This window comes from Sinorhizobium sojae CCBAU 05684 (genome assembly GCF_002288525.1).
Taxonomy (GTDB): Bacteria; Pseudomonadota; Alphaproteobacteria; order Rhizobiales; family Rhizobiaceae; genus Sinorhizobium; species Sinorhizobium sojae.
In genome coordinates this window covers 157648-169662 of sequence record NZ_CP023069.1, presented here as the reverse complement: position 1 = coordinate 169662, position 12015 = coordinate 157648, and the positions used below count along the sequence as shown (strand labels likewise).

Genomic DNA, 12015 nt, shown 5'->3' with positions numbered 1-12015 from the left:
GCGGAGAGGCAGTGCAGCTTCTGTCTTAGGTAGCGTCCTGGTCCTCTGGAATTTCCTCCAGAAGTCCGTCATAGACTTCGAGCAGCACATCTGTGATCGCCTTACCCAAAGCATTGCCGGCCGCGCGGACGTCATCCTCCGTTCCGTCACGCGCGGCCTTGGCAAGCTCAAAGCCCTGCTCGCCGACAATCTGCTTGGCAACTTCAATCGCCCAGAGGCCGAAGTCGCCACGGCTCCCGATTTGAACAGTTTCTTCCATGCTAAAACCTCGAATGTCTTCTCCGCGCCGAAAACCAGCGCGCGGCTACTAACCGGTGTATTCATCATTGTTGTGAATCGATCAAGACGCATCGATTCACAAGTGCCGTTGGACTGTGACCCGGCATTTGCGAGTCCCATCTAATGATCTCGCAACCCTACCATCTTTGCCGTGCCCACGATGACACGGGTATTGATTTCCTGTCGCCCTTCGCCAGCACCGCGCGACGTGCCGCCACGGCATCATGGAGCGTCACTGAAGGCAAGGTCAAATCAGCAAACGGGCTTCCACGAAATTCTCCGAAGGCCTATGAAGATACGGGCCATTTCCCCGCGGGTCATATTTCACTAGCAGACGACGGTTCGAGCGACCGGCGTCGGCGCTAAGCGCAGGTGACCAGTAGCACAGACCAAACAGATTGGCCGCAATGTGCGCTCCTGCTCGGGCAGGAATTTCAACCAGAAACGCATCCGATCTTGTGCCAGTCGAAGCGGAATCTCGCCCTCGTGTTCCCGCCAGACGGCATTCGGCGGGCGGCTCAAGCGGCACCGTAAAGTTAACCGACGGCTGAGGAAGATGTGCGTACATGGGCTATGTCAGAAGTTGCTCGTGATCCGCTTTATCGTCGCCACCGCTATCCCGCTGAGATCATTGCGCACGCGGTATGGCTCTACTTTCGCTTTCCGCTCAGCCTGCGCATGGTTGAGGACATGCTGGCGTCCCGCGGCATCATCGTCACGCATCAGACCATTCGAAGCTGGGCGGAGAAATTCGGACGGCATTTCGCCCGGGAGATCAAGCGACGGTCAGCCGGCTGCCTGGGCGACAAATGGCATCTCGACGAATGTGTGGTGGCCATCAATGGCAAGAAGCAGTGGCTCTGGCGTGCCGTCGATCAGGACGGCTTCGTCCTCGAAGTGCTGGTGCAAAGCCGCCGAAATGCCAAGGCGGCAAAGCGCCTGATGCGCAAGTTGCTGAAGGCTCAAGGGCGGACACCACGGGTCATGATCACCGACAAGCTCCGGTCCTATGATGCCGCCAGGCGCGACCTCATGCCCGGTGTCGAACACCGGTCGCACAAAGGCCTAAATAATCGAGCGGAAAATTCGCACCAGCCGACCCGACGACGCGAAAGGACCATGAAACGCTTCAAGTCGGCACGCCAGCTTCAGCGGTTCGTTTCCATGATCCGATTGCCAACCTGTTCCACTTTCCCCGCAATACGCTGTCATCGGCTCAACATCAAGACCTGCGTAACGCCGCCATGCAAATCTGGAGCAAAATCGCGTGTGTCGCCGCAGCCCGACAGCCGTCCCCGCCAGCTATCGCTGCATCAATCCGCTGATAACTTTACAGTGCCCGCTCGGCCCATCAGGCGCTCCGCAATATGCAGAACGTGCTGTGGGCAAAGCGGCTCTATTGGGTGATCGATCTCGACATACAGAAGTACTTCGATTCGATCCCGCACTCTTACCTCCGGGCGTTCCTCGACCAGCGAGTCACGGACGGCGTCATCCGACGGATGATCGATAAATGGCTGAATGCTGGGGCCATCGAAGATGGTCTCCTGCGCCGAACGACAGAAGGATCCCCGCAAGGAGGCGTCGTCTCGCCCTGCCTCTCGAACATTTTTCTGCACTATGTGCTGGATGAATGGTTCGAGACCGAGGTGCGGCCGCGGCTTCGTGGGGGCTGCACCATTGCCCGCTATGCTGACGATGCGATCATGGCGTTTGACAACATCGTCGACGCCCAACGTGTCCTGGCAGTTCTGGGCAAACGTCTTGGACGGTACGGGCTTACGCTCCACCCGGACAAGACGCGCCTCGTCGACTTTCGCCCGCGAAGGACGGAGAGCACACGGCATCCGGAGACGGATGGCACCAGCTTCGACTTTCTCGGCCTGACCCACGTGTGGGGACGGTCGCGCAGAGGAAAAGCCATGGTGATGCAAGTCACGGCCAAAGGCCGCTTTGCTCGTGCGCTGGCAGCGGTGAGTGACTGGTGCCGGAAACACCGGAACTGGTCGATCCGCGATCAGCACCGCCATCTCTCGTCCATGATGTGGGGCCACTTCGCCTATTATGGCGTCGGAGGAAATGCTCGGCGATTGCGATGGTTCGCCCATCAGGTCGTGAGGATATGGCAGAAATGGCTATCTCGACGAGATCGTCAAAGCGTGTTCCGATGGACCCGTCTTAACGAGATCCTGAAACGCCATCCGCTGCCGCCAGCCAGAATTGCTCATTCATTTGCTGCCGTGAGCTAAACTCTACCATGAGGAACCGGATGCGGGAAAACTGCACGTCCGGGTCTGTGAGGGGTGGGGCGGTAACGCCCCCACCTACTCGGCAGCGCTTCTTGCGCAGCGGACGCAGCGCCCGGGCCAAGGCATTGCCATCGCCAAGCGGCGCGAGGGCGCCGAAGAAACGCAGGCCTCCGGCCGCCTGTGCCGCCAGCAAGCGCTCGAGGAACAGGCGGCGGAACAGCCGGGAGAGCACCCGGACCGGCAGGAAGAAACGGCGGCGGCGACAGGCGATCCAGCGTCGGCCAGCACGCCGCCGGGGACGAGGCAGTGGAGATGCGGGTGATGGGTCAGCGTCTGCCCCCAGGTGTGGAGGATAGCGAGGAAGCCGAGTTCGCCGCCGAGATGCCGGGGATCGGCGGCAATGGTCTTGAGCGTCTCGGCGGCCGCCTCGAACAGCATCGTATAGAGCTGCCGCTTGTTCTGATAGGCGATCGCGGCGATCTCGGCCGGCATGGTGAACACCACATGGAAGTACGGTACCGGCAACAGATCGGCCTGACGGTCGGTAAGCCAGCGATCGCGCGTGGCACCCGGGGGCCCTCAAGCCGATGTGTTGGAATGCATTCGTTCGCACATTCCATGGTTTGAATAGGCCCCATACAAAAAATGGATTTCCCAGTCTTGCCACATGGTGCATAGCGAAGCTCCCCACGCGTGCCTCGCCTACGCTACCTTTCGTTGGGACATGACACCACGACAATAGAGAAAGGCTGATAGATGAAGAACGTCACATACCTCTTGGACCCGGAGTCTTTCGCACTATTGGGATTGCCGACGGTGTCGGCCTCGCGCCGATCTTTGGTTTGCTCGGTTTTGCCGCCTAGTGCAGATGATCCGCTTTGACGATTCGCATGCGCTATTCTTAGAGATGAAGAAGGACTGCGCGATGGGGAACAGCGTTCACGGTTTTTGCCTAGGCCGGTGGAACACGAAGGTAAGGGCACTTGTCTGCCGCGCCTGCCAGACAATCGGAACCGAAAACACGGTCCACCGCTATTGCACGCCTCTTACTGCCGCCCATGTTGCAAATTTAACCCGAATTTTCGGAGGTATATCTCATGAATCGCAGGACCGTGCTGATGCTCGCATGCACCGCAGCAGTCGCCACATGGCTCGTAGCCTCGCCGGACGTGCGGGCGGACCCCGTTGCGGATATATGTTACCTTTTTTGCCCATCGGAGCAGGATGACACCGTTGGCGCGTTTTGTTCATCTTTTTGCTCCTCATCTTCGTCCCTTCCGCTTCCAACGGACCCTCAGAGCGGAAGCCAGGTAGAGAGACAAAATCCGACTCGAACCACAGACGCTGCGAGCCGAACGTCAGAGAGGCCGTGACAGGAGTAGTACGATTCAGGCCTTGGCGGATCGTCTGGGTCTCGAAAAAACGCTCTCCAGTTGCAGAGCCGCTGTCAAAGATCGGTAACGCTAGCGATTGTTTCGGCGAGCGATGTGGCTCGACGCGCATCGCGATCTGGTTGGCTTAATGGCGCGAGACCTGTGTCGGCACAGCGGTCAAGGTAACCGGGCGCCAAGGCCTGCCTGCTGAGGCGGTCTTGGGCTGGGACAGCCCGCAATATGGAAGAGAACAAGCCGACTGGTGCTAAAGCCTCGTGTTTCTGAGCAAAACGTCACCCTCCACTCCGCGTGGAAACTGAGCCACCAATTCGAACGAAGGCAGTAGGTCAAGAATTGCGCGCAGGGGCAGTTGACCTTCATACAGCTCCTGGTCACTATATTCAGTGTAGATGAAGCGCGTATTGTTTAGAGTCTCTTTGCCGCCAGCGATGACGTCGGACTCGGCCCCCTGCACATCCATCCAGATCAGGTCGATACTCTCCAAGCCAGCCTCACTGCACCAATCGTCCAGTCTCCGAGTCTCAACTGAGATGGGTCCGTCAAACCGGACCCACTGATATTCGGAAAGGTGATTCTTGGGCTGGCGTATTGAGCCTGACAGATCCCATTCCTTTGCATCTCCATTACTGGGGTGGAAATCGATTCTGCCGTTTCGATCACTGATCGCGACTTCAAATAGCCTCATCCTGTCCAAAGGCCCCATGTTTTCCCTACAGCGAGCAGCGGCTCGGGGGTCTGGCTCAAAGCAGAAAAGCTGGGCCTTCGGACGAAGCTGGAGAAAGCGTCGCGCATCGCTTCCATCATTGCAACCGATGTCCAGAATCACGGGGTCAGGCTTTTCAAGGAGCGAAACGATCTGTCGATGGACCTTCAAGGAAGACGTTGGCTTTCCTATGCCCTCCGCAAATTCGCGAAGGCGTTGCTGAAGAGAGATTAGCAGGCCTTCTTTAAGATACCGTCCTACTTCCATGAAATTACACCTCAATATTGATTGCAGATGCGGGTGCTGACCGCTGGTGAGACATTGAGTGCTCGTGCCGCGCTTCGCTGGAGCCTCAACGAATGCCGCCCATCACTCATGAGCGTCTCGGCCCCACCAGCATGGGTGAAGGAGAGGGACGGAACTACCGCGATTGTCATAGGCGGGCACCGCTTGACAGATTGATTGAACTTGATAGTGGTTCCGCTGCAGAGCCGGCGCGCATTGGATGCAGTCGCACGCTACGCTGCTCCCAAAGCCCACGCAGTTCATTTAGGAGCGCTTCACGCTGGTTCTGATTGGGCGCGATGAGGTCCAAGATATCGCCGAGCGGAGCTTCTCCATCAATCCGCATTAGCAGTTCGAACAACTCGGATGAAATCCGCACGGCTTCTCGGCTGGAGGGACCCGTGCGGATCTCGCATACCGTCTCTTGGCGGTCTAACGCCGTAAATGCACGCACTTGATGGAGGCTTGAATAAGGCGGCAACGAAAGCGCAAGTCTACTCCAGTCCTCCGGTGACGCAGTCCGCTTCTTGATGAGATACGACCCAACCACGAGTCCATCCAAGTCGGTGGTCAAAAATGTGGTCACCGCATCCGCAACCGAATCCACTATCGGCTCAACATTATTGTTGAAGGACGTGTTGAGCAGAATCGGGACACCTGTTCGTTTCCTAAAGGCGGTGATGACCTCCCAATACGCTTGATTGATGTTGCGCGATACTGTTTGCAAGCGCGCCGTACCATCGACGTGCGTGACGGCACCGAGCAGATTGCGCTTGGATTCGCGCACAGGCACTACGAAATTCATAAAGGGAAATTCCTGCCTGCTATCTGGCAATTCAAAGAACTCGTTGGCGTCCTCCTCCAACACGGATGGCGCAAAGGGGCGATAGCCTTCGCGCTTCTTGACAATCGCGTTGATCCGATCCTTGTTTGTGGCCGGCCTAGGGTCGGCAAGAATGCTACGGTTGCCAAGCGCACGCGGTCCGAATTCCGATCGTCCCTGCATCCAGCCGATAACGGCGCCATCGGCGATCCACTCGGCTGCTCTGCTGGCCACATCATCGCAGCGTTCGATTTCAATGTGGCCGCCCCATGCAATTAATTCCTGCTCCACGGCGCGGTCGCTCCCGAGATCAGGACCCCAATAGACCTCCTGCAAACGCTCTCGAGGTGCGGACTGCCCTAGTTCATTAGACATCATCAATGCAGCGCCTAATGCGCAGCCAGCGTCGTGTGCCGCGGGTTGCACGAAGATGTCTTGGAAGATTCCCGAGCGCAACAGCTTACCGCTCAAAGTGCAGTTGTGAGCTACTCCTCCGGCCAAGCTTAAGCGCTTTATGCCGGTGATCTCGCTGTGATGCCGTAGAACGTGAAACACAATCCGTTCGAGTGCTTCTTGCAACGAAGCACTCAAATCTTTATGCTGCTGAGTGAACGGCATCCCTTTTCGGCGTACCTCAATGCTGCGAAGCAGCGTGGGACCAATCCGGTCCAGATAGATCCGGTAGCCACCGTTGTCTAATAGCTCGTAGAACTGTTCGAAGAGGTCGCGATGGGGAGCGGGGTCGCCGTACGGTGCAAGCCCCATGACCTTGTATTCATCAAACATGCCGTAACCGAGATATTTTATGGTCTCAAGGTACAAAAGCCCTAAAGAATCGCTCTCCGGAAATGTCGCAAGCGGTGTGACTTCCGTGCCAGATCCTATCGCCAAAAGACCCGAGGCGAAGTCTCCACCGCCATCAATTGTCAAGATGAGACTTTGTTCGAAACCCGACATAGAAAACGCGCTCCAGGCGTGCGACAGGTGATGGCTTACGAATGAGATTCGCGACGGATCGACCTCAGTACCAAATTCCTGCGCGAGCAACCCACACAACAACAGCTTGGCATACAACGGTATTGACATGTGCGGCTGAGAAACGAGCAAGCGCTCGAGCATAGCATTGCAAAATGCCTCGGTTGCATAATACGCGAGCAGTCGATGTCGCTGAGCTGAACCCCGGCGTATTCAAGGCAGTATTGAATCGAACGGCGCGGCAGCTTGTTGGAATGTTTGATTCTATTAAGCCGCTCCTCTTCGACAGCAGCTATCACTCGGCCGTCTCGGACGAGAACCGCTGCACCGTCGTGCATAAATGTATTCGGCAGATCGAGCGTGTTTTCGTAAATCTTGCTTAGACCGCCACTCAGTCCTAGACACAGCATGTTGCTCTCCAATCTCTCGTCACTTGTAACAGGTAGGCCCTGTGCTCCGACTGAATTTAGTCGTTTGCTAAGCTCAAGCAGTGCTCTTTCTGCCGTAGGTCAGGACATTAAACGCCGCCGAAGAAGTCCCACAGATAAGAAGAATGGCATCACTGCAAATATACAAAGCGCGCTGATGTGCAGAGCGACGCCTCCGCCTGGGCGATCTAGCATCGCTGGACGAATGAGCTCGATTGAATGTGACAGCGGCAGCAGATGCGATAGCTTCTGAAAAATGTCGGGCAGTTGGCTGACTGGGAAGACCGCTCCTGACAAAAACAGCATGGGTGTAAGGAAGAGCGTCTGGTAAAATATGAAATAGTCGTAACTGGGCGCAAGTGCTGTGACGATCATCGCCAGGCTTGCAAAGGCGAACCCCGTGAGTGCGATCACTGGCAAGGCAAAGAGAACGGACGGCCACGATGCAAAGCCCATTGTGGCTGCAACGAGCATCATTGCTGTCCCGGCCAATAACGCCTTGCTGGCTGCCCACGCCAGTTCACCGAGGACGATGTCCCCGAGCGTGAGTTGGGTGCACAGGGCTGATTCCCAAGTTCGTTTTGCGTGCATGCGAGCGAAGGTCGCGTGAATAGTCTCGAACGTCGCGGAGATCATTGCGCTTGTTGCAACCATGCCAGCCGCCAAGAACGCGACATATGGAATGCCGTCGACGCGACCCACCATCGCACCCAGGCCGAAGCCGAGACCAAACAGCGAAGTCACGGGCTCGGCGAGGTTACCGAGAATTGAAGCGATCGCGGCTTTCTTCCATGCCATATAATTACGGCGCCACACTGCAATCCAATTCCAAGGATTGGCGGGTAGGACCGCCGCGTAACGTTTCCACATCGCTCAGTCCTTCATTTCGCGCCCGGTCAACCGCAAGAACACATCTTCAAGATTCGGTGGACGCTGCAATAGGCGTAGACCGGTTCGCCCGCGCAATTGCAAGCGCACCTGTTCTGGATCGGACGAATAGCAAAACAGCGTCTCACCGCTCACTTCGACACGCTGAGCATATGGTCCGACAACTGAAGTCAGCTCCCGCGGATTGCCGCCGTAGATCTCAATCACGTCGCACCCGATCTGCTCGTCGATCAGCGCGTGAGGGCGGCCTTCCACGATCTTCCGTCCGTGCTCTATAACACACAAGCGGTCACATAATCGGTCCGCCTCTTCCATGAAGTGGGTAGTCAGTAGAATCGTCTTGCCAAGCGCCAACAAGGACCGCAGCCGTTCCCATATTAGGTGGCGAGCATGCGGATCGAGGCCGGTAGTCGGCTCATCCAGTATCAGGAGCTGTGGGTCGTTGATCAGCGCACAAGCCAGCGTCAGCCGTCTCTGCATACCGCCGGATAATTGCGCCACGGGTACATCCGCCTTGCTCTCGAGCCGAGCGAAATCGAGCAGTGGTGGAATGGCTTCCTCGAGCTCGCGAGTACGCAGGCCGAAGTAACGTCCGAACACCAGTAGGTTCTCGCGCGCCGTGAACTCGCGATCAAGTGTGTCGAATTGCGGAACCACCCCTATGCGGCTGCGCGCCAAACGCGCGCGGGCTGGCACCGGCTCTCCGAGCACTGTGATCGTGCCTTCATCAGGCGGTGCCAGGCCGAGAACCAGACGCGATACCGTGCTTTTGCCCGCACCGTTCGGTCCCAGCAAGCCGAAACATTCTCCTGAGGTGATGGTGAATGACAGTTGGTCGACAACGACTTTGTCGCCATAAGACTTACTGACGTTGGTAAGCTCGATTGCCACATCTGATTTGGAGCAAGATAGCGAATTATCCGCATTGCTATGCCCGTGGCACTTCTGCTTGCGTGCATTGCTCTCAGGCCGCCGCGACGGTGAGCTTGAGACATTTGCTCGAGTCAATAGCTGCAATTTCTCGTCCTATCTTAAATTCGCTTGCCTGTTTGGCAAAGCCGGCTACCGCCACCGCAGTGACTGACTGATGTCAGCAGCCTCGCAAGCTGCGCAAGGCTGAGCCAGCGACGCGGGTGCCGCAGTTTCAGACGGCTCCGCAGCGCTTGTTTTAGCAATGGGGTTCAGGAGAATCCTTTACGCCGTTGGGTGCGGCAGCCGGGGAACCACGCGACAGCCAGTCGCTGTTGCTCAACGTGCACAACGCATATGCTTTGAGGGGGAGCAGGAGAGCGACGTTGAGGAGGGTGTGCAGCGAAAACCCAAGGAATCGCAGCTCTCGCGCTCGAAACGCCGCCACGCCGCAGCGGACCATTGTCATAGATGCAATCATCAGGATCGTCGACCAAGGCACTGTGGCCGTCAGAGCGAGCTGTGCTAGCCCCGTCAGGACCGAGAGGGCTAGGAGCAGCGGACCAAGATTCTGTCCGATCACGTCCAGCGTAAGATAGCGATCAAGGCCCGGCAGTAGGCGGAGCGCGAGCAATGTGTCGCGAAACGTGCTGCGTGCCCAGCGCAGTTGTTGGCGCAGATAGGCCCCCATCGAGTTTGGAACGACCGTCGCCGCGATGGCGTCCGGAACGTACTCGGTTCGAAAGCCTGCATTCAGCATGAGGATTGTGAGGTGGCGGTCTTCCCCGAAGTCGCTTGGCCTGCCTCGAAACAGTTGCGTCTCGTATTTATCGAGCAGCAATAGGAGTGCGGACCGCCGGTACATGGCACACGGGCCGCAGCAACACATAACGGCTCCAAAGCGAGCCTGTGCTGCTCGTTCCTCGTTGCAGGCGAGCCAGTACTCCATGTCGATCAACCGCGTCAGCCATGTGTCGCTGCGGTTGCTGGCCGTCAACTGACCCATCGCCGCGCCGACCGCGGGACTGTACATCTTCAGGGCAAGTTTCGTGACTACGTCCGGCGCAATGGTCGTGTCCGAGTCAACGTTGAGCACCAAATCTCCCGATGATTCCCGTATTGCGACAATCTGCGCCTTGCGCTTTCCGACGTTCTTTGGCATCAGGATAAAGCGGAACCTCGGGTCGCACGCATAATGATCGTGTACAGGTATGATGGCGTTGCGATTGCCAGAACCGTCGTCAACCACGTAGACCCGCAACTCTCCAGCGTAGTCTTGCTTTGCAATGGAAGCTAGGCACGCCGAGAGCGCGCGCGGATCCTCATTGTAGCAGGGGACGATAACATCCACGCTCGGCGGTGCACCGGAGCCGGTCACGGGCGTTGACGCAGCTGTGGTGTTTGTTGGCAAAGCGTATATAGCTTGCATGCCTTTGTAAGCCGTCGAGAGTGCTGCATACAAGGAGATGGCTACGGCGCCGGTCGTGCCAAGCAGATCCATGAAAAACCGTCCGTTTAATGATTCTGAGGAAGCGAGCGGATTATAAATCCGCGGTCGTGCAAGGCAGGGATGAGACGAGACAACGCCGCCACCGTCTGGTCGCGAAAACTGGCGTCAGTGTTCGCCAACTCGTCGGGAGGGCACCCATCGTGCAGGAGAATGATTGAACCGGGCCGGACCGAGGCGAGTACCGCATCGACGATTGCGTCGATACCGGGGCGGGACCAGTCCCGCGGGTCCACAGACCAGTGCACAGCCGCCAGTCCAGCGTTTGCCGATGTTGTCAGCACGTCATCGCTCCAAATTCCGTAAGGCGCACGTATGTGCCGCACCGAAGCCTCGGGGCAGGCCATCCTGATGGCCCTGTTCGCCTCGAGTACTTGGCGTTCCACGTCCCGACGTCCGCAGGCAGACAGGTCCGGATGGGTCATTGTATGGTTGGCGACCTCGTGCCCTTGCGCAACCATGCGTCGGATGAGTTGCGGCCGGTCCTTAGCATAAGCCCCGATGACGAAGAAAGTCGCCGGGACACGGTGTTCGGCCAGCACATCGAGGACCTCAGGGGTAAAAACCGGGTTAGGACCGTCGTCGAAGGTCAGGTAGACGCTCGGGGCCCCAGTGCCGCTTCTGGGCACTGTCCGGAGATAGTCAAGCTGTTTCATAGTTCCGGACCGTTTCGTTCGATCAGTGTGCCGGATGGCCATTCGCTCATTGGACGTCCAATCGGAAAGACCACAACGAGTACGTCTTCAGTGCGCGTTGGCGGCAGGTTGAGATAGACATCTGAAAGGGTGGACCGCACGCGAACGCCAGCCACAATTGTACCGAGACCGTTTCGGCAGAGTCTGCCCACAAGCTTGTACAGCGCGTGTCGAACGGCGCCAAATGCGAACGGAACGCCAAGCTGCTGCAGCACCGGATACATGACGCGGATGGAGTGGTTGAGCCCGAGTCCTTCGAGGTCCGGGCGAACCCCCCACAAACCCAGTTCCGCCACCAACAGATCGGCATCGCCCACCCTGATAAAGCGGCGCAACAGCCCCATGTGAGCAGCCACTCCGTGAGCGTCGTAGCCGATTACACGGAACTCCGGCCTTGCTCCGGCCCAACTGTGCCCACCTTCAAATGGTCTTGCGTTGAACGTCCCGGTCGGTCCATAGGTCTTCCGGAAGAACTCAGCGAGTTCAGTGTGGTCGGAGAGCTCCAGCTCATTTTCCCAGCACAGTTTCCACCGCATCTGAGGACGCATATCCAAAGAACTCCACATCTTGCTGCTTCTTGAAACGTACATCAAACGTCCGAAGTGGCCGGGGTCGATGGACGCCCGACACTGTCGTCGAACCCGCATTGCGGACCAAGTTGGTTGTTATAACCTGCACAGTGAGTGGGGGACATTTCCCGACCTTCCCGTATCACTCGCAAATCTCTACCAGCGACACACTTGATTTCTTCAAACGTGAGCATCTTCTAATAGTGATTGGACGGATCCGTAAAATTGATTGTTTGGATTATATCCATTCATACTGTGGATACACCCGGCCCAAGTCTCCCTGCTAGCAACGGTTGATGAACGAACCCGAC

General features: G+C 57.5%; 8 protein-coding genes and 3 pseudogenes. 2 read left to right on the top strand and 9 right to left on the bottom strand.

Translation table 11 applies throughout. The features are described from left to right. Positions 1–25 precede the first annotated feature (25 nt). Positions 26–259 (bottom strand): hypothetical protein, encoded by a 234-nt coding sequence (locus SJ05684_RS28035; RefSeq protein WP_015633479.1) that lies wholly within the window; start codon positions 257–259, stop codon positions 26–28. Positions 260–852: 593 nt separating this feature from the next. Here SJ05684_RS28035 and SJ05684_RS28025 point away from each other — a divergent pair. Together SJ05684_RS28025 and SJ05684_RS28020 are read left to right on the top strand one after the other, a co-directional pair. Then, positions 853–1604, top strand: a pseudogene (locus SJ05684_RS28025) (IS6 family transposase). A gap of 42 nt (positions 1605–1646) precedes the next feature. After that, a complete protein-coding gene (locus SJ05684_RS28020; protein ID WP_015633482.1) occupies positions 1647–2528 on the top strand; it encodes a reverse transcriptase domain-containing protein in 882 nt (293 codons plus the stop codon). A gap of 40 nt (positions 2529–2568) precedes the next feature. On the opposite strand, the pseudogene SJ05684_RS28015 reads toward SJ05684_RS28020, so the two are convergent. From SJ05684_RS28015 to nodA, 8 genes and pseudogenes are all read right to left on the bottom strand, one after another. Next, positions 2569–3092 (bottom strand): annotated as a pseudogene (locus SJ05684_RS28015) (IS91 family transposase); the annotation flags it as partial. Between the two features lie 1074 nt (positions 3093–4166). Then, positions 4167–4892, bottom strand: coding sequence for a 2-O-methyltransferase NoeI (noeI, locus tag SJ05684_RS28010; RefSeq protein WP_014858065.1), 726 nt, complete (start codon positions 4890–4892; stop codon positions 4167–4169). Between the two features lie 166 nt (positions 4893–5058). Further along, positions 5059–7118: pseudogene (gene nolO, locus SJ05684_RS28005) on the bottom strand (nodulation protein NolO). A 99-nt stretch (positions 7119–7217) separates the two neighbouring features. Continuing rightward, a complete protein-coding gene (gene nodJ, locus SJ05684_RS27995; protein WP_015633485.1) occupies positions 7218–8006 on the bottom strand; it encodes a nodulation protein NodJ in 789 nt (262 codons plus the stop codon). Positions 8007–8009: 3 nt separating this feature from the next. Next, positions 8010–9041 carry a nodulation factor ABC transporter ATP-binding protein NodI gene (nodI, locus tag SJ05684_RS27990; protein WP_015633486.1) on the bottom strand — a complete coding sequence of 344 codons (1032 nt, stop codon included), beginning with the start codon at positions 9039–9041 and terminating at the stop codon, positions 8010–8012. Between the two features lie 151 nt (positions 9042–9192). Next, positions 9193–10434, bottom strand: a complete 1242-nt coding sequence (gene nodC / locus SJ05684_RS27985) for a chitooligosaccharide synthase NodC (protein WP_014858070.1) — start codon at positions 10432–10434, stop codon at positions 9193–9195. Positions 10435–10448: 14 nt separating this feature from the next. Next, entirely contained in the window at positions 10449–11096 is a 648-nt protein-coding gene (gene nodB, locus SJ05684_RS27980; protein WP_010875356.1) for a chitooligosaccharide deacetylase NodB, read from the bottom strand. Beyond that, on the bottom strand, positions 11093–11683 hold the full coding sequence (gene nodA, locus SJ05684_RS27975) for a nodulation N-acyltransferase NodA (RefSeq protein WP_015633488.1): 591 nt from the start codon (positions 11681–11683) through the stop codon (positions 11093–11095). The genes nodB and nodA overlap by 4 nt, the downstream gene beginning before the upstream one ends. Between the last annotated feature and the right edge of the window lie 332 nt (positions 11684–12015).

What these genes read in the sequence shown, in the direction of transcription:
- SJ05684_RS28035 (WP_015633479.1), bottom strand. Translation starts at nt 259, where the DNA reads ATGGAAGAAACTGTTCAAATCGGGAGCCGTGGCGACTTCGGCCTCTGG.
- SJ05684_RS28020 (WP_015633482.1), top strand. Translation starts at nt 1,647, where the DNA reads ATGCAGAACGTGCTGTGGGCAAAGCGGCTCTATTGGGTGATCGATCTC.
- noeI (WP_014858065.1), bottom strand. Translation starts at nt 4,892, where the DNA reads ATGGAAGTAGGACGGTATCTTAAAGAAGGCCTGCTAATCTCTCTTCAG.
- nodJ (WP_015633485.1), bottom strand. Translation starts at nt 8,006, where the DNA reads ATGTGGAAACGTTACGCGGCGGTCCTACCCGCCAATCCTTGGAATTGG.
- nodC (WP_014858070.1), bottom strand. Translation starts at nt 10,434, where the DNA reads ATGGATCTGCTTGGCACGACCGGCGCCGTAGCCATCTCCTTGTATGCA.
- nodB (WP_010875356.1), bottom strand. Translation starts at nt 11,096, where the DNA reads ATGAAACAGCTTGACTATCTCCGGACAGTGCCCAGAAGCGGCACTGGG.
- nodA (WP_015633488.1), bottom strand. Translation starts at nt 11,683, where the DNA reads ATGCGTCCTCAGATGCGGTGGAAACTGTGCTGGGAAAATGAGCTGGAG.